13 protein-coding genes and 6 tRNA genes are annotated in these 15,083 nt (G+C 74.2%); 9 read left to right on the top strand and 10 right to left on the bottom strand.

Going from position 1 to position 15,083, the window contains the following annotated elements; genetic code table 11:
- Positions 1–186 precede the first annotated feature (186 nt).
- Together OG861_RS25415 and OG861_RS25410 are read right to left on the bottom strand one after the other, a co-directional pair.
- Positions 187–258: transfer RNA gene (locus OG861_RS25415), tRNA-Val, on the bottom strand.
- A gap of 56 nt (positions 259–314) precedes the next feature.
- Positions 315–752, bottom strand: coding sequence for a TIGR02611 family protein (locus tag OG861_RS25410; RefSeq protein ID WP_329193747.1), 438 nt, complete (start codon positions 750–752; stop codon positions 315–317).
- A gap of 188 nt (positions 753–940) precedes the next feature.
- Here OG861_RS25410 and OG861_RS25405 point away from each other — a divergent pair, with 188 nt between their 5' ends.
- Together OG861_RS25405 and OG861_RS25400 are read left to right on the top strand one after the other, a co-directional pair.
- Complete coding sequence (locus tag OG861_RS25405; protein WP_030011909.1) at positions 941–1,354, top strand: SsgA family sporulation/cell division regulator; 414 nt, start codon at positions 941–943, stop codon at positions 1,352–1,354.
- A 250-nt stretch (positions 1,355–1,604) separates the two neighbouring features.
- Positions 1,605–2,225, top strand: coding sequence for a CGNR zinc finger domain-containing protein (locus tag OG861_RS25400; protein ID WP_329193750.1), 621 nt, complete (start codon positions 1,605–1,607; stop codon positions 2,223–2,225).
- A 226-nt stretch (positions 2,226–2,451) separates the two neighbouring features.
- Here the strand turns inward: OG861_RS25400 and OG861_RS25395 are convergent, their stop codons facing one another.
- Positions 2,452–2,898: a hypothetical protein gene (locus OG861_RS25395; protein ID WP_329193751.1), complete on the bottom strand. Its 447-nt coding sequence runs from the start codon at positions 2,896–2,898 to the stop codon at positions 2,452–2,454.
- Positions 2,899–3,086: 188 nt separating this feature from the next.
- Here OG861_RS25395 and OG861_RS25390 point away from each other — a divergent pair, with 188 nt between their 5' ends.
- A complete protein-coding gene (locus OG861_RS25390) occupies positions 3,087–3,617 on the top strand; it encodes a DsbA family protein (protein ID WP_329193752.1) in 531 nt (176 codons plus the stop codon).
- A gap of 18 nt (positions 3,618–3,635) precedes the next feature.
- On the opposite strand, the gene OG861_RS25385 is transcribed toward OG861_RS25390, so the two are convergent.
- From OG861_RS25385 to OG861_RS25375, 3 genes are all read right to left on the bottom strand, one after another.
- On the bottom strand, positions 3,636–4,460 hold the full coding sequence (locus tag OG861_RS25385; protein WP_329193754.1) for a GNAT family N-acetyltransferase: 825 nt from the start codon (positions 4,458–4,460) through the stop codon (positions 3,636–3,638).
- A 72-nt stretch (positions 4,461–4,532) separates the two neighbouring features.
- Positions 4,533–5,354 carry an aminotransferase class IV gene (locus OG861_RS25380; protein ID WP_329193755.1) on the bottom strand — a complete coding sequence of 274 codons (822 nt, stop codon included), beginning with the start codon at positions 5,352–5,354 and terminating at the stop codon, positions 4,533–4,535.
- Complete coding sequence (locus OG861_RS25375; protein ID WP_329193757.1) at positions 5,351–6,445, bottom strand: chorismate-binding protein; 1,095 nt, start codon at positions 6,443–6,445, stop codon at positions 5,351–5,353. Before OG861_RS25375 ends, OG861_RS25380 begins: the two co-directional genes overlap by 4 nt.
- 179 nt (positions 6,446–6,624) lie before the next feature.
- Between OG861_RS25375 and OG861_RS25370 the strand changes: the two genes are divergently transcribed.
- From OG861_RS25370 to OG861_RS25350, 5 genes are all read left to right on the top strand, one after another.
- Positions 6,625–6,697 (top strand) — tRNA-Gly (locus OG861_RS25370).
- 38 nt (positions 6,698–6,735) lie between these two features.
- Positions 6,736–6,809, top strand: a tRNA-Cys gene (locus tag OG861_RS25365).
- 1 nt (position 6,810) lies between these two features.
- Positions 6,811–6,882 (top strand) — tRNA-Val (locus OG861_RS25360).
- Between the two features lie 20 nt (positions 6,883–6,902).
- Positions 6,903–6,974, top strand: a tRNA-Val gene (locus tag OG861_RS25355).
- 50 nt (positions 6,975–7,024) lie between these two features.
- Positions 7,025–7,096, top strand: a tRNA-Val gene (locus OG861_RS25350).
- 273 nt (positions 7,097–7,369) lie between these two features.
- On the opposite strand, the gene OG861_RS25345 is transcribed toward OG861_RS25350, so the two are convergent.
- Positions 7,370–7,555 (bottom strand): hypothetical protein, encoded by a 186-nt coding sequence (locus OG861_RS25345; RefSeq protein ID WP_329193759.1) that lies wholly within the window; start codon positions 7,553–7,555, stop codon positions 7,370–7,372.
- A gap of 552 nt (positions 7,556–8,107) precedes the next feature.
- Here OG861_RS25345 and OG861_RS25340 point away from each other — a divergent pair.
- On the top strand, positions 8,108–9,286 hold the full coding sequence (locus OG861_RS25340) for a serine/threonine-protein kinase (RefSeq protein WP_443056458.1): 1,179 nt from the start codon (positions 8,108–8,110) through the stop codon (positions 9,284–9,286).
- Between the two features lie 34 nt (positions 9,287–9,320).
- On the opposite strand, the gene OG861_RS25335 is transcribed toward OG861_RS25340, so the two are convergent.
- From OG861_RS25335 to cobT, 3 genes are all read right to left on the bottom strand, one after another.
- Entirely contained in the window at positions 9,321–10,142 is an 822-nt protein-coding gene (locus OG861_RS25335) for a TrmH family RNA methyltransferase (RefSeq protein ID WP_329193761.1), read from the bottom strand.
- Positions 10,143–10,205: 63 nt separating this feature from the next.
- Positions 10,206–11,417: a uroporphyrinogen-III C-methyltransferase gene (cobA, locus tag OG861_RS25330; RefSeq protein WP_329193762.1), complete on the bottom strand. Its 1,212-nt coding sequence runs from the start codon at positions 11,415–11,417 to the stop codon at positions 10,206–10,208.
- Between the two features lie 321 nt (positions 11,418–11,738).
- The gene (gene cobT, locus OG861_RS25325; RefSeq protein ID WP_329193763.1) at positions 11,739–14,951 is read right to left on the bottom strand and encodes a nicotinate-nucleotide--dimethylbenzimidazole phosphoribosyltransferase; all 3,213 of its coding nucleotides are present in this window, start codon (positions 14,949–14,951) and stop codon (positions 11,739–11,741) included.
- Positions 14,952–15,083: the final 132 nt, after the last annotated feature.

The raw sequence follows: 15,083 nt of genomic DNA, 5'->3' as shown, positions 1-15,083 counted from the left end.
TCCCGGTGCGCGTCCGCCCGCCGCCCGATGCCCCCCGGCGCGGCCCCAGGGGCCCCCTGGCGCCCGCGCGGTTCCCGGTCGGCGCACGGGACCGGCGGCCAGCCACGAGGGCGCGAGAACGCCCGCGGTGGCCGCGCACGACGAAGGCCCGGAGACTCTTCACGAGTCTCCGGGCCTTCGGTCCGGTGGGCGATACTGGGTTCGAACCAGTGACCCCTTCGGTGTGAACGAAGTGCTCTCCCACTGAGCTAATCGCCCGGACGCACCGCAAACATTACCGCATGTCAGCGGCGCTCTACGCCATCAGGTGCCGATCACTGGTCCTTGATGTTCCACGGCAGCACGAGGCCGTACTTCCACAGGTAGAAGCCGATCAGCGCGCCCGCCACGGTGAGGCCCACGCCGGTCAGGATGAGGTTGCGGCGGCGCACCCGGGGGTCCATGGCCTTCTGGGCGGCCTCGGCGACCTTGCGCTTCGTCCAGCGCAGCACCACCTGGGCCCAGGCGAACTCGGTCCCCCAGATGAACAGGCCCGCGAAGATCGCGACCCAGCCCGGGCCCGGCAGGACCAGCATCGCGACGCCCGCGGCTATCACGGCAAGACCGACGATGAACACCCCGACCTGCCAGCTCAGGTGGAGGCTGCGGTTGGCCTTGACGAAGGCGGGCGCCTTCGACACGTGCGGCTCGGCTGCGGAATCCGTTCCGCCCTGCGCGGACTCGTTGGTCTCGCGGTCACTCCCCGTATTCATGGGTCGAATCTACCGGAGGTGAAACGCGGGCCGGAAGCACACGCGATCGGTCGTTTGGATCCGCCGTACGAGGGACCCAGAGGTCCGCAAAACGGTCAGAGGGGTTTACAACGCCACCGTAGGTGGCATGTCGATTTCGCCGACGTGCGAATCCCCGAGCGCACACTGAGCGAAAGGCCCTGGCGCTTATGAACACCACGGTCAGCTGCGAGCTGCACCTGCGCCTCGTTGTGTCGAGCGAGTCCTCACTGCCTGTTCCCGCGGGCCTGCGGTATGACACGGCCGATCCCTACGCCGTGCACGCCACCTTCCACACCGGCGCCGAGGAGACGGTCGAATGGGTATTCGCCCGCGACCTCCTCGCAGAGGGTCTCCACCGACCCACCGGCACCGGCGACGTCCGCGTCTGGCCGTCCCGCAGCCACGGTCAGGGAGTCGTCTGCATCGCCCTCAGCTCTCCGGAAGGAGAAGCACTGCTCGAAGCACCCGCCCGAGCCCTTGAGTCATTCCTCAAGCGGACGGACGCCGCGGTCCCACCCGGGACCGAACACCGGCACTTCGACCTCGACAAGGAGCTCTCCCACATCCTGGCCGAAAGCTGACCCAGGACGAGCGCTCCTCCCGGCAGCGGCCGGGGGGCCACCCGACACCGTCCGACTCGGGGCGACGGTGCGGGAGGAACAATCACATGTGGCAGTGCCGGCGCTGTTCTCGCGGAAGCCAACCGCGGGAGCGGCGCCGCGGTGCGTCGCGGGAGCGGCCGCACCTCCCGGCGGCGGCCGGGGGCGACTAGAGTCGGCCCCCCACGCGGCAGTGACCGATCGCCGCAGGCCCGGCCCCCAGGGAGACCCCGTGCAGATCCCCCACGACACCCGTCGCGCGCTCGACGTCGTCGTCGCGCTGGTGAACACCGCGGCCGAGCCCGGCAGGCCCGACGGACTGTCCGACGTGGGCGCCCTGCGCGCTTTCGTCCAGGAGTACGCGATCAGCGACGTGGGCGAGCTCGGCGCCCGCGACCTCGCCGGGGTGCGCACCGTCCGCGAGAAGTTCGCGCAGACCTTCGCCGCCCCGAACCCCCGCGCGGCTGCCGCACTGATCAACGAGCTGGTGGCCACGGCCGGCACCACGCCGCGGCTGACCGATCACGACGGCTACGACTGGCACGTGCACTACTTCGCGCCGGGCGCCTCGGTGGGCGACCACCTGGCGGCGGACGGCGGCATGGCGCTGGCGTTCATCGTGGTCTCGGGAGAGCAGGAGCGGCTGCGGCGTTGCGAGGCCCCCGACTGCCGACGGGCCTTCGTCGACCTCTCCCGCAACCGCTCAAGGCGCTACTGCGACAGCCGGACCTGCGGGAACCGGCTCCACGTGGCCGCCTACCGGGCGCGCCGCAAGGAGGCGGACACGCACGGCTCAGAGCAGGAAGAGGTCGTGTACGGCGGCGAGCAGCAGCAGGGTTCCGATCACCGCTAGGAAGATCATCAGGGGCGGCTGGGACAGCGCGAAGAGACAGCCGCGGGGTTCTTCGGCGGGGGTGTGAGCCGGCGGCTCACCAGGTGATGTGTCCGGCATGTCGGGCCGATGATCGCCCAGTGGACCCCGATCCGTCCCTCAACACGCCAGCGGCATGGCGGGAGTTCGCCCTTTCCCGTGACGGGGCGGGCGGCGCGCGGCCGCCGGCCTCCGCCGTCAGAGGCCGTCAGATGCCGTGCTTCTTGAGGATCGCCTCGATGTCGGAGAAGTCGTCCGCCGGGGCGGCGGCCCGCTCCGGCGCCGAACGGGACCGGGAACCTGCGGCGAGGGAGGGAGCGGAGGCGTCGGGGGCGACGGCCTCCCGGCCGGGACGTCCCCCGGCCGCCTTCGGCTCCTTCTGCTTCGCGGGCCGGCCGAGCGCGCGGCGCTCGACGGCCCGGGTGGTCAGCAACAGCACCCACGCCACGCCCAGCAGCCCGAAGCCGATCCAGACGGACGGCGCGAACACCATCCCCGCGACCCACTCCACGAAACCGGTCAGTACCAGCGCGACCGGCACCAGCGCGTAAGCGGCGATGCGCGCCGCGGCGAGGAAACGCCTGCGGTACGCGGTCACCGCGGCGATCCCCAGGCCCGCCGCGGACACCGCGGAACAAATGGTCTCGGCGAGCATGCTGTCCTCCAGGAGCCGACGCGGTCGGGCGGGCGGCGGTGGTCCGCCCCCGTCCATCGTGCACCGCCCACCGGCGCGGGGGCCACGTCCCGGGCGGCCCCCGGACCGATCTCCGGGAGATCTCGGGGTCGGGCCTCCTCCGCAGGTGCCGGTCGGTGCGGCCGACGGCGAGCTGGGAGACTGTGCGCATGACCGATTCCCACTCCCCCGACTCCGTCACCGCACCCGCCGCGCCCGTCGTCCTGGAGGTGTGGTGCGAGCTCCAGTGCCCGGACTGCCACGGCGCGCTGGAGGACGTACGCGCCCTGCGCGCCCGCTACGGCGACCGGCTGGACGTCGTGCTGCGGCACTTCCCGCTGGAGAAGCACAAGCACGCCTTCGCCGCGGCCCAGGCCGCCGAGGAAGCCGCGGAGCAGGGGCAGGGCTGGCCGTACGCCGAGGCCGTACTGGCCCGCACCGCCGAGCTGGGTGAGCGCGGGGAGGCGGTGCTGCTCGATGTGGCACGTGAACTCGGTCTGGACGTGGAGGAGTTCGACACCGCCCTGGTCGACGGGCGGCACATCCTGGTCGTCGACGCCGACCAGGCCGAGGGCAAGGCGATCGGCGTGACCGGCACCCCCACGTACGTGATCGGCGGCGAGCGCCTCGACGGCGGCAAGAGCCAGGAGGGCCTGCGCGCCCGCATCGAGGAGATCGCCGACCGGCTGCTCGCGGGCTGAGGAGCCGCGGGCGGGCGGCTACAGCAGGTCCTTGGCGTAGTTCAGGGCCGTGGGCCGGTAGCCGAGGGACTCGTACAGGCGCAGCGCCGGGGTGTTCGTGGTGAAGACCTGGAGGGCGACCGTCCGGTGGCCCGCGGCGAGGGCCTCGCGTTCCGCGAGCAGCATCAGCGCGCGGCCGTAGCCGCGGCCCCGGTGCCCCTCGCAGACCTCGACCTGGAAGACGTACGCGTCCTGGCCGTGCGCGGCGAGCCAGAGGTGGCCCACGGGGGCGCCGGCGGCTTCCAGGACGGCGAGGGTGACGCCCGGGGTGTCCCGGCCCTCGGGGAACCGGGCCGCGTGGTCGGCGACCGCCCTCGCGTGCGCGTCGTGCTCCGGCATGCCGCGCTCGGCCAGTTCCGCCGCGTAGCCGGCCGGAGCCACCGCGGACCAGGCGGCGTACTCCTCCTCCGTCATCGGGCGGGAGGTGAGCTGCTGCGGCAGGGCGGGCGGCCCGGACGGGAGCTGCTTGGCCAGGTAGCGGCTGTACTCGGTGTACCCGAGGGCTTCGGCCAGCCGCAGGCCGCCCGGGGATCCCGCCGGGACCGAGACCCGGACCCGCCGGCAGCCCCAGCCGCGCAGCACCTCCTCGGCGGCGAGCGAGGCGACGGTGGCGCGGCCCCGGCGGCGGTCCGGCGGGTCGATGACCAGATCCCCGATTTCGCCGACCTGCGGCCCGAACGCGGTTCCGGCGCGGATCAGCAGCTCGCCGACGCGCCTGCTGTTGACGCGTACCTCGTACGGGCGCGAGCGCGCGCCCCCTTCGCCGTGCTGGAGCGGCCCGCTCGGCCGCAGTGTGGTGGTCATCGTCGAGTTCTACCCTCCGCACGCCCGCCGCGACAGGGCGTGCGGGCGGCGGGCGTTCCCGCGGGGCGGGCCCTACGGATCGAGGTCGGAGCCCGCGCGCTCGTCGAAGATCCGCATGGCCTTGGCGGTGACGGGCCCCGGGGCGGCCGTCAGGTCGCGGCCGTCGACGCGGTGGACCGCCTGGACGTCGCGCAGGGTCGAGGTGAGGAAGACCTCGTCGGCGCGCTCCAGTACGTCCAGGGGCAGGTCGGCCTCCTTGGCGCCGGTCCACTCCACCGCGAGGGCCCGCGTGATGCCCGCGAGGCAGCCGGAGGCGACCGGCGGGGTGTGCAGTTCCCCGTCGAGTACGACGAACACGTTGGAGCCGGTGCCCTCGCAGAGCTGCCCCACGGTGTTGGCGAAGAGGGCCTCGGAGGCCCCCGCCGCGTGGGCGCGGGCGAGCGCGACCACGTTCTCGGCGTACGAGGTGGTCTTGAGGCCGGTCAGCGCCGAACGCTCGTTGCGGACCCAGGGCACGGTGACCACGGCGGTGGTGTCGGGACGCCGGGTGGTCTCGCCGACCGCGACGACCAGGGTGGGACCGGTCTTGCCGCGCTCGGAGCCCAGCGGGGAGACGCCGCCGGTGTAGGTGATGCGCAGCCGGCCGAGCGGCATCGGGTTGGCTTCGAGCACGGCGGCGCAGGCGCGGCGCACCTCGTCCAGGTCGGGGTCGGGCAGCCCGAGGCCGCGGGCCGAGCGGGTCAGCCGGTCGAGGTGGCGGGTGAGCGCGAACACGGTCCCGTTCTGCGCCTTGAGCGTCTCGAAGAGGCCGTCGCCCACGGTCAGCCCGTGGTCCAGTACGGACACCTTCGCCGCGTCAGCGTCCCGCAGCTCTCCGTTGAGCCAGATCCTCACCGAACGGTCCCTTCACTCAGCCCATGCGCATCGCGTGCCTCATGCGGCTCGCGCGTCTCGTGCGTACCTGACGCTACCGCGAGCAGCCGGGCCGCTTTCAGTTCGGTCTCGGCCCACTCCCTCTCCGGGTCCGAGCCCCAGGTGATCCCCGCGCCGGTGCCGAACCGCAGGCGGGCGCCGCCGGGCACCTCGCGGTCGATCCAGAAGGTGCGGATGCCGACGGCGAGCTCGGCGGTGCCCCGGTCGGCGTCGACCCAGCCGATGCCCCCGCAGTAGGGGCCGCGCGGGGCCGTCTCCAGGGCCTCGATGATCCGCAGGGCCGAGGATTTGGGGGCGCCGGTGACGGAGCCGGGCGGGAAGGAGGCCCTGAGCAGCTGCGGCCAGCCGGCGCTCTCGGCCAGCTCCCCGCTGACGGTGGAGACCAGGTGGACCAGGCCGGGGTGTTCCTCGACGGCGCACAGCTCGGGGACGGTGACCGAGCCCGGCACGCAGACGCGGCCCAGGTCGTTGCGCACCAGGTCCACGATCATCACGTTCTCGGCGTGGTCCTTGGGGAGCAGGTCCGCGACGGTACGGCCGGTTCCCTTGATGGGCCCGGACTCCACGTGCCGGCCGCTGCGGCGCAGGAACAGTTCGGGGGAGGCGGTGGCGATCTCGACGCCGTGGGCCGGGAGCCGAATCGTTCCTGCATAGGGCGCGGGGTTGCCGCGCGCGAGCAGGGCGGTGAGGGCGTCGACGTCTGCCCGGACCGGGTCGGGCAGCGGCGCGGACAGCACGCGGCAGAGGTTGGCCTGGTAGACCTCGCCGCGGGCGATGTGCTCGCGGATGCGGCGGACGCCCGCCACGTAGGCGCCGCGGTCGAGCGAGGAGGTCCACTGGTCGGCGGCGGGCCCGTGCCAGGCACCGGGGACGGGCGCGGGAACGGGGTCGGGGCGTACGTCCCCGAAGCGCGCGCACACCAGACGGCCCTCGAAGTCTGCGGTCACCGCCCAGAAGCCGGTGGAGTCGAGGGCGCAGGGGTCGCTGGTGACGTCGCGGAGGTCGGTCGCGAGGCGGCCGCCGAAGCGGGCCAGGGGAGGCAGGTCGTGCACGGCTGCGAGTCTATGACCGGTGACGGGATGGCGCCGGAGAGGTGACGGCGGGGTGACCGACGGTGATCGAGCGGCAGCACGCTGCGGAAACGCGTTTTTGAGCTGGCCCGGGAATCCGCTAGAGTTCAACACGTCGCCAGGGAGCGAAGGGGAACACCCCGGAGCGAACATGGTGACCTGCGGACGTAGCTCAGTTGGTAGAGCACCACCTTGCCAAGGTGGATGTCGCGAGTTCGAGTCTCGTCGTCCGCTCGAAGTGGGGGGTCTTCCCGAGAACCCCCGCAGCTCCTGGTGGAGTGGCCGAGAGGCGAGGCAACGGCCTGCAAAGCCGTCTACACGGGTTCAAATCCCGTCTCCACCTCCAAGGACGATTAGCTCAGCGGGAGAGCGCTTCCCTGACACGGAAGAGGTCACTGGTTCAATCCCAGTATCGTCCACTGGTCCGCGAGGACCACCCGCGCGATTAGCTCAGCGGGAGAGCGCTTCCCTGACACGGAAGAGGTCACTGGTTCAATCCCAGTATCGCGCACGCAGCATCCGTAACACCTGCTCCACCTGCGGCTCCAGAGCCGTGATCCCGCGCGATTAGCTCAGCGGGAGAGCGCTTCCCTGACACGGAAGAGGTCACTGGTTCAATCCCAGTATCGCGCACCGCCTGAAAGCCCCGGCCGTATCAACGGCCGGGGCTTTCGCGTTGCCGTCGGCGCCGGGCGCGAAGAAGCGGCGCCGTGCGGGGAAGCGGGGCGTCGCGCGGGGCAGAGCGGGCGCGAGGAGTGAAGTGGGCGCGAAAAAGGGTGCTGCCCGTCCGACTCCCCAGTCGTACGGGCAGCACCCTTCACCTGCCGTCCGTCGCGCCCCCGTCCCCACGGGGTACGACAGGGCGATGTCCCGGCCCGGACCGCTCTTCCGGGCCTGGAGCGCCGCTCAGCGCCCCAGCATCGCGCCCACGGACGACGCCTGTGCCGCCACCTGATCGAAGCCTCCGAAGACGAAGAGCAGGAGGACGGCCAGGGGGAGCACCATGGCCGCGGCCACCAAGGGGTGGCGCGTCCCGGACTCGTGGCTGTTGAACGCGAATGCCTTGCGCCCCTGCCGTGCGGAGTCCGCCATGGTCCTCTCCCTGTCGTCTGGCAGCGGCGGGCTCGTGACCTCGGGGGACGAGTGTGCCGCCCGCCGCTTGTGCTCAACACTAGGCGGGCCGGGGGGCCCTGGCCTCATGCCCTCGTACCCCTTGCCGGGCCTCCGGGAGGATGAGGGACCACCCTCCCGTGTACTCCCCAGGGTGGAGATCACTCCCCCGGTATGAGGGTCTCCCCGGAAGGGATGACCGGAGGGTAGTGACTTCGCTCACTTCCGTCACTCCCCGCACACGCGTGTCTTCCTACGAGATGTGCGCGCATGCGGGGGCGGCCGCGGGGCCGGCCGTTCGCCCGCGGAGCACCGCGGGAACCGTCCGAGGGGCCAATCGCCTTGGTGCGGGGGCCGTTTGGAGGTGTCGGGTGGTGTGGTGCGAAAACCGGGCGAACCATCTGAGCCACCCTCAAGTGGCGTGCTCCGCACTGACGATCGATTGCCCCGGCGAGGGCGCGGCCTCTGAGCGCACGTGCCGGATGGTCCGTAAGCTGTGGCACGTCAACAGGACGACCGGGCAGCGGGGTGGACATGGCGATGATGCGGCTCCGGCGCGAGGACCCGCGTGTCGTCGGCTCGTTCAGGCTGCACCGGCGGCTGGGGGCGGGCGGCATGGGCGTCGTCTACCTGGGATCCGACCGGCGGGGGCAACGGGTCGCGCTGAAGGTGATCCGGCCGGACCTGGCGGAGGACCAGGAGTTCCGCTCGCGCTTCGCGCGCGAGGTGTCCGCCGCGCGCCGGATCCGCGGGGGCTGCACGGCCCGGCTGGTCGCCGCCGATCTGGAGGCCGAGCGGCCGTGGTTCGCGACCCAGTACGTGCCCGGTCCCTCCCTGCACGACAAGGTGGCCGAGGAGGGCCCGCTGACGGCAGCGCAGATCGCCGCGATCGGGGCCGCGCTGTCGGAGGGTCTGGTCGCCGTCCACGAGGCCGGGGTCGTCCACCGCGACCTCAAGCCCTCGAACATCCTGCTTTCCCCCAAGGGTCCGCGGATCATCGACTTCGGCATCGCCTGGGCCACCGGGGCGAGCACGCTGACCCATGTGGGTACGGCGGTCGGCTCCCCCGGGTTCCTCGCCCCCGAACAGGTGCGCGGCGCGGCCGTGACCCCCGCGACCGACGTGTTCGCCCTCGGCGCCACCCTCGCCTACGCGGCGACCGCCGACTCGCCCTTCGGGCACGGCAGTTCCGAGGTGATGCTGTACCGCGTGGTGCACGAGGAGCCCCACTTGCAAGGGGTCCCGGACGCCCTCGCGCCCCTCGTGCGGGCCTGCCTGGCCAAGGACCCCGAGGACCGGCCGAGCACGCTCCAGCTGTCGATGCGGCTCAAGGAGATCGCGGCCCGCGAGGCGCAGGGGCTGGGCGAGGTCCGGCCTCCGGCGCAGCGCGCCCGTACCGAGCGGCCCACGGGCCGGCTGACCGAGCAGTACCCCGAGCAGCACACGGAGCGGCGCACGGGAGGGGGAGGCGCCGCGGGCGGTGCCACCCCGCGGCCGCAGGGCCCGCACAGCGGCCCCCATTCGCGCCCCTCGTCGCCGCGCAACCCCGGCTCCACCGGCGGGCGTACGGGGGGCCGCCCGGCGCCCCGGACGACGGGGACGGGCCGCCGGCCCTCCCGGCCCGACCCGAGACTGATGCGGCAGCGGCTGATCGTGTTCGTCGTGGTGACGCTGATCGTCGCCCTGGGCATCGCCGCCGCGCAGAAGCTCTGAGGGCCGGGGAGGGCGGCCCGAGGGCGGACCGGGGCTACGCCGACGGCGGCCGGGTCGCGTAGAAGGCCACCGCGGAGGCCGCGGCGACGTTCAGGGAGTCGATGCCCTCCGCCATGGGGATGCGGACCCACTCGTCGGCGGCCCGCAGGGCGTACGTCGACAGGCCGTGGCCCTCGGAGCCCAGCATGATCGCCGAGCGTGCGAAGCGCGCCGGCGGGACCTGGTCCAGAGGGGTCGCCTTGGGGCTGGGCGTCATGGCGAGGATCCGGTAGCCGGCCTCGCGGACCTTCTCCAGGTCGGCCGGCCACTGGTCGAGGCGCGCGTAGGGGACGGAGAAGACCGAGCCCATCGAGACCTTGATGGCGCGCCGGTACAGGGGGTCCGCGCAGTCCGGCGAGAGCAGTATCGCGCTGATGCCGAGCGCCGCCGCGCTGCGGAACGCGGCGCCCAGGTTGGCGTGGTCCACGAAGCCCTCGAAGACACCTATGCGGCGCCCCTCGGACTCGTCGGCCAGCAGTTCGTCCGGCGCCGGAAGGGGCTTGCGCTGCATCGACGCGAGGGCGCCGCGGTGCACGTGGTAGCCGGTGACCCGTTCGGCGAGCTCGGGGGTGACGGCGTAGACGGGGGCCGGGAGTTCGTCGATGACGTCGCGCATGACGTCGACCCACTTCGCGGACAGCAGCATCGAGCGCATCTCGTAGCCGGCGTCCTTGGCCCGTCTGATGACCTTCTCGCCCTCGGCGATGAAGAGCCCTTCGGCGGGCTCGCGCCGGCGCCGCAGTTCGACGTCGGTCAGGCCCGTGTAGTCGCGCAGACGCGGGTCGTCGGGGTCTTCGACGGTGATGAGATCAGCCACAGGGTGATACTGCCTTGTCCTGGGTGTGGTGCCAACGGCCCGGTCAGGCGCCGGCGACGGTGGTCAGGCCTTGGGGGCGTTGACGGCGACGACCGCGCCGATGACGATGACGGCCGGCGGGCGGATCTCCTCCGCTCGCACCGTCTCCCCGACCGTGGCCAAGGTGGCGTCCACGCGCCGCTGGGTCGCGGTGGTGCCTTCCTGGACGACGGCGACGGGGGTGTCGTGGGGGCGGCCGTGGCGCACCAGCGCCTCGGCGATCAGGCCGATCTTGTCCACGCCCATCAGGATGACGAGGGTGCCCGTCAGCTTGGCGAGGGAGGCCCAGTCCACGAGGGACCGCGGGTCGTCGGGGCCGACGTGGCCGCTGACGACGGTGAACTCGTGGGCGACGCCCCGGTGGGTGACCGGGATGCCGGCCGCGCCGGGCACCGAGATGGAGCTGGAGATGCCGGGCACCACGGTGCAGGGGATCCCGGCTTCCGCGAGGGCCTGGAGCTCCTCCATGCCGCGGCCGAAGACGTACGGGTCCCCGCCCTTGAGCCGGACCACGGCCTTGCCGGCCTTGGCGTGCTCGATGAGGGCGTTGTTGATGGCCTCCTGGGCCATGAAACGGCCGTACGGGATCTTCGCGGCGTCGATGACCTCGACGTGCGGCGGGAGTTCGTCCAGGAGGTCCCGGGGGCCGAGCCGGTCGGCGATGACGACGTCCGCCTCGGCGAGCAGGCGGCGGCCGCGGACGGTGATCAGGTCGGGGTCGCCGGGGCCGCCGCCGACGAGGGACACGCCGGGGGTGCGGGTGCGGGCCCCGGTGAGGGAGCCGTCGCGCAGCCCCTCCACGACCGCGTCACGGACCGCGGCCGAGCGGCGGGGGTCGTTGCCGCTCAGGACGGCGACGGTGACCCCCTCGACGCGGCCGGTGGCCGGGGTCCAGGCGGTGGCCGCCTCGGCGTCGTCGGCGCGTACGCACCACACGCGGTTGCTCTCGGCCTCGGCGGAGGCGCGGTCGTTGGCCTCGCGGTCCCGGGTGGCGATGAGGGCGTACCAGGCGCCGGCCAGGTCGCCGTCCTCGTAGCGGCGGCGCTCCCAGCGGATCTCGCCGGTCTCGGCCATGGCGTCCACGGAGGGGGTGGCCGAGGGCGAGACCAGCAGGACGTCGGCCCCGGCCGCGATCAGCGCGGGCAGGCGGCGCTGGGCGACCTGGCCGCCGCCGATGACGACGACGCGGCGGCCGGCGAGGCGCAGACCGACGGGGTACGCGGGGTGTTCGGCCATGGCGGTGCGGCTCCTGATACGGCGGTGTGTCTGCCGCTGCTGCGCTGGAGCGGCTGGTCGGGGTGTGCGGGTCCACGATACGACCCGTGGCGTCCGCCGCTGCGCGGGGCCGTTGCCCCTCCCCGCCCCTTCCCGGAACCTGGGGCGAGCCCCCGGACCTCCGGTACGTGCGCTCCGCGCCCGTGCGCTCGATCGCCGCGCGGGCTGGATCTGCGCAGCAGATCCCAGCCCCGCCGGCGATTGAGGCGCGGGGTCCGGGGCGGAGTCCCGGTTCGGGAAGGGGCGGGGAGGGGCTACCGCCCCGCGCAGCGGTTCCGGCGGCTACTTCTCGGTGACGCCGGCCGAGTCGAAGGTGGCGACCTCGTGCATCGCGCGGGCCGCGCTCTGCACCAGCGGCAGGGCCAGCAGCGCGCCCGTGCCCTCGCCGAGGCGCAGGTCCAGGTCCACCAGCGGCCGCAGGCCGAGCTTGTTCAGGGCCGCCACGTGCCCCGGCTCCGCGCTGCGGTGGCCCGCGATGCACGCCGACAGGGACTCGGGGGCGATGGCCCGGGCCACGAGCGCGGCCGCGCCGGCGCTGACGCCGTCCAGGATCACCGGGGTGCGCAGGGACGCGCCGCCCAGCAGGAGGCCCACGATCGCCGCGTGCTCCAGGCCGCCGATGGCCGCGAGGACGCCGATCGGGTCCGCCGGGTCCGGCTGGTGGAGCTCCAGGGCGCGGCGGACGACCTCGACCTTGCGGGCGTGCGTCTCGTCGTTGATGCCCGTACCGCGGCCGGTGACCTCGGCCGGGTCCACTCCGGTGAACACGGAGATCAGCGCCGCCGACACCGTGGTGTTCGCGATGCCCATCTCGCCCGTGAGCAGGGCCTTGTTGCCCGCCGCGACCAGGTCGCGGGCGGTCTCGATGCCCACCTCGATGGCCTGGACGGCCTCTTCGCGGGTCATCGCCGGGCCGGTCGAGAGGTCGGCCGTGCCCGGGCGGACCTTGCGGGGAAGGAGGCCGGGCGTGGCCGGGAGGTCCCCGGCGACGCCGACGTCGATCACGCACACCTCGGCGCCCACCTGGTTGGCGAACGCGTTGCAGACGGCTCCGCCTCCCAGGAAGTTGGCCACCATCTGGGTGGTGACCTCCTGGGGCCAGGGGGTGACGCCCTGGGCGTGCACCCCGTGGTCACCGGCGAAGATCGCGACGGCTGCCGGCTCCGGGATCGGGGGCGGGCAGACCCGGGACAGACCCGCCAGCTGGGCGGAGATGATCTCCAGCATGCCGAGCGCGCCCGCCGGCTTCGTCATGCGCTTCTGCCGCTCCCAGGCCTCGCCGAGCGCCTTCGCGTCGAGCGGGCGGATGCCGGCGACCGTCTCGGAGAGCAGGTCGTGCGGCTCCTCGCCGGGCAGCGCGCGGCGCCCGTACGTCTCCTCGTGCACGACCCAGGCCAGCGGTCGGCGCTGCGACCAGCCGGCCTGCGCCAGCTCGGGCTCCTCGGGGAACTCGTCGACGTAACCGACGCACAGGTACGCGACGACTTCCAGGTGCTCGGGGAGCCCCAGCTCGCGGACCATCTCGCGCTCGTCGAAGAAGCTGACCCAGCCGACGCCGATGCCTTCGGCGCGGGCGGCGAGCCAGAGGTTCTCGACGGCGAGGGCCGAGGAGTACGGGGCCATCTGCGGCTGGGTGTGCCGGCCGAGGGTGTGGCGGCCGCCGCGGGTGGGGTCGGCGGTGACGACGATGTTCACCGGGGTGTCGAGGATGGCCTCGATCTTGAGTTCCTTGAACTGCTTCGCCCGGCCCTTGGGCAGCGACTTGGCGTAGGCCTCGCGCTGGCGCTGGGCGAGTTCGTGCATGGTCCGGCGGGTCTCGGCCGAACGGATGACGACGAAGTCCCAGGGCTGGGAGTGGCCGACGCTGGGCGCGGTGTGCGCGGCTTCGAGGACCCGGAGCAGGACGTCGTGCGGGATCGGGTCGGGGCGGAAGCCCTTGCGGATGTCGCGGCGCTCGCGCATGACGCGCTGGATGGCCTCGCGGTCGGCGTCGGCGTAGGCGGGGGCCGGCTCGCCCGGGGCGACGGCGGGAGCGAGCAGCTCGGGGCCCTCGGGGAGCTCCGGGGTCCCGGCCGGCGCGGGGGCTTCGTCCACGGCCGGGAGGGGCTCGGCGGCCACCGCTACGGGGACCTGCGCCTGCTCCTGCGGCTCGGCGGCGGGCTCCGCCACGGGCGCGGCCTCGGCGGGGAGCGGCTCCGCCCCGGCCGGTGCGGCCTCTTCGGCGACGGGGGGCTCGGGTGTCTCGGGGGCGGCCGCGGCCTCGGCGGGCTCCGCGGCGGCCACGTCGGCCGGCGCGGGATGGGGCTGCGGCTCGGGCTCCTGGACGGCGTCCACCTGCGCGGGCTCCACCTGCGCGGGCTCCGCGGCAGGTGCAGGCGCGGCCTCGGCGGCAACCGGCGCCGGCTCCGCCGCGGCGGCCGGCTCAAGCGGGGCCGCGGGCTCCGGCGCGGGCTGCGGCTCCGCCTCGGCGGCGACCGGCTCCGGCGCGGCCACGGTGCTGGGCTCCGGCGCGGGCTCCACGGCGGCGGCCGGTTCCCCGGCGGGCTCGGCGACGGGCGCCGGATCGGCCACGGGCGCGGCCCCGGCGCCGGGCGCCGGATCGGCCACGGGCTCCGGCTCCGCGACGGGCGCGGGCTCCACGACGGGCGCCGACTCGGCCACGGCAACGGCCTCCGGGGCGGCGGCCCCGGCCTCCGGCTCCGCCGTCCACGGCGTGCCGGCCTGCGGCGGGACGTCGGCCTGCTGCGGTACGGCCGGGGGAACGGCGGCCTCGGGGGCCTCCTCCGGCTGCGGGACGTCCAGGTACTCCGGGCCCGTGGTGGGCGGACCCGACCGGCGCACGGGGATCGGCGTCACCGGCGCGGCCGCGGCCGGGGCGGTGGCGGGGCCCCGGTCCGCGAGGGACCGTACGAGGCCACCGGCCTCCGGCACGGCCGGGCCCATGTGCAGCGGGCGCCGGGCCGTGGCGGCGGGAGCCGCGGACGCGGCGGCCGGCGGCGGGACCACGAGGCCGCCGAGGCCGAGCGCCCCGGAGTCCCGGCCGCCCGCCTCGTGCGCGCCGGCGCTGTAGGCGGGCTCGGGCTGCGCGGGCGCGGGGTGAGCGTCCTGCGGGAGTCCGGGGTGGCCGTTGTCCGCGGCGGGGGTCTCGGCGTACGGGGTCTGCGCGTACGGGGTCTCGGCGTAGACGCCGCCGGTCTGCTCCGTGTACAGCGGCTGCGGGTAGTCGGGGTACGCCTGCTGCGGCTCGACCGGGAAGACGGGGGCCGGCGGGACGGGCTGCGGGTCGCTCCAGGCGCCCTGGCCGCTCGGCATCAGCAGGAGCTCCTCGTCCTCGCCCTCGGCGGAGTCGTCCACGAGGTCCTGGAAGGCGTAGCCCGCGGGAGCCTGCGGGGGGACGGGGGGAAGGGGCGGGGCCTGAGCGGGGATGCCCTGCTGGTCCACCATGCCCGCGTTGTCCGGGTGACCCTCGCCCGGGACCTGGCCGGTGTCAGTCATGCGTACCCCTCGCCCATCGGTGTTGCCTCTTCGATCGCCCGGTCGCCCACAGGGCCGCCGCGCGGAGTTGCCGTGCGGGGTTGCCGTCAGCCGCGTTCGCCTCGGGTGCGCCCGCACGACAACTACTGAGCA

The sequence above is a fragment of the Streptomyces sp. NBC_00539 genome (genome assembly GCF_036346105.1).
Lineage (GTDB): Bacteria > Actinomycetota > Actinomycetes > Streptomycetales > Streptomycetaceae > Streptomyces.
The sequence above is the reverse complement of the archived record's forward strand: the minus strand, read 5'-3'. Positions and strand labels throughout refer to the sequence as shown.

Coding starts and splice junctions, on each gene's coding strand:
- OG861_RS25410 (WP_329193747.1), bottom strand. CDS start 752: ATGAATACGGGGAGTGACCGCGAGACCAACGAGTCCGCGCAGGGCGGA.
- OG861_RS25390 (WP_329193752.1), top strand. CDS start 3,087: ATGACCGATTCCCACTCCCCCGACTCCGTCACCGCACCCGCCGCGCCC.
- OG861_RS25385 (WP_329193754.1), bottom strand. CDS start 4,460: ATGACCACCACACTGCGGCCGAGCGGGCCGCTCCAGCACGGCGAAGGG.
- cobA (WP_329193762.1), bottom strand. CDS start 11,417: ATGGCCGAACACCCCGCGTACCCCGTCGGTCTGCGCCTCGCCGGCCGC.
- OG861_RS25345 (WP_329193759.1), bottom strand. CDS start 7,555: ATGGCGGACTCCGCACGGCAGGGGCGCAAGGCATTCGCGTTCAACAGC.
- OG861_RS25405 (WP_030011909.1), top strand. CDS start 941: ATGAACACCACGGTCAGCTGCGAGCTGCACCTGCGCCTCGTTGTGTCG.
- OG861_RS25395 (WP_329193751.1), bottom strand. CDS start 2,898: ATGCTCGCCGAGACCATTTGTTCCGCGGTGTCCGCGGCGGGCCTGGGG.
- OG861_RS25340 (WP_443056458.1), top strand. CDS start 8,108: ATGGCGATGATGCGGCTCCGGCGCGAGGACCCGCGTGTCGTCGGCTCG.
- cobT (WP_329193763.1), bottom strand. CDS start 14,951: ATGACTGACACCGGCCAGGTCCCGGGCGAGGGTCACCCGGACAACGCG.